We start from the raw sequence: 927 nt of genomic DNA, 5'->3' as shown, positions 1-927 counted from the left end.
ACCAAGCGAATATTCTTTACCTTCGTCCCCCCTTTTAAAACAGATGAAGCGCCTTTTACTTTCAGATCTTTTATCACCATAACAGTATCGCCATTTGTCAAAATCTGACCATTGGCATCATAAACAGTATCGGAAAGAACAGCGGCATCGTTCTTTTGTGGCCATTCATGTGCGCATTCAGGACACACAAAATTTTCACCATCTTCATAAGTATAAAGACAATCACAACGAGGACATTTGGGATATTGGGTCATAAATTCCCCTTTTTTAGAAAAATCATTCATTATGACGGTCATAAAACAAGAAATGCTTATTGTCCATTATTTTAGAAAAATACGTCCCTTTGTTTCATTCCCCATCTGCCAACTATGTTTGTCAATGCGATCACCACAGACAAGACGTTAATTTATAAGAATGATTTATCATTGTACACCTTAAATAAGCCCCTACCTATCATAAAATTTACTCCCTTCATTCTCTCTTATAAATCAATCAAAATCATTTTCTTATCCGTCACAAATGAAATTAACGAATGGATAAAAAATGAAAAAAGGAACATCTCTTAATAAATTCTCTCAAAGAGCGAAGCAAGATTGAATATTGCGAGAAAAGAAAGTGATGCCTTAACTTGACCTTTTATTTTAAGTAAAAATAACGGTTATAATATTAGAGAATATGTTGATTTATAATCATCATCAATGGTTTTGTATGTTGAATAGAACACCCGAATATTTTAAGATTTTCTTATTTCAAATCCTCTTCTATTGAATCAACCAAAGCCTTGCGCTTGCATGTTACAAGTGGAAAGATGCACATTGGGAACTAATCAATAAGTGTGATGGAGCTGGGCTTACTCTCTCATAAAAATGGTGGTGCTCAATGTTGTCACTGCCCTTGGCACAAAAGATGATTGATTCATAAGAGGTG

Annotated in this window: 1 protein-coding gene; it reads right to left on the bottom strand. The window is 34.3% G+C overall.

Going from position 1 to position 927, the window contains the following annotated elements; translation table 11 throughout:
* Positions 1–254: zinc ribbon domain-containing protein YjdM (locus tag ACFIO3_RS14135; RefSeq protein WP_375704691.1), on the bottom strand; the 254-nt coding region annotated here is incomplete at its 3' end.
* Between the last annotated feature and the right edge of the window lie 673 nt (positions 255–927).

This window comes from Bartonella sp. AD328YNZD (genome assembly GCF_042196425.1).
The sequence above is the reverse complement of the archived record's forward strand: the minus strand, read 5'-3'. Positions and strand labels throughout refer to the sequence as shown.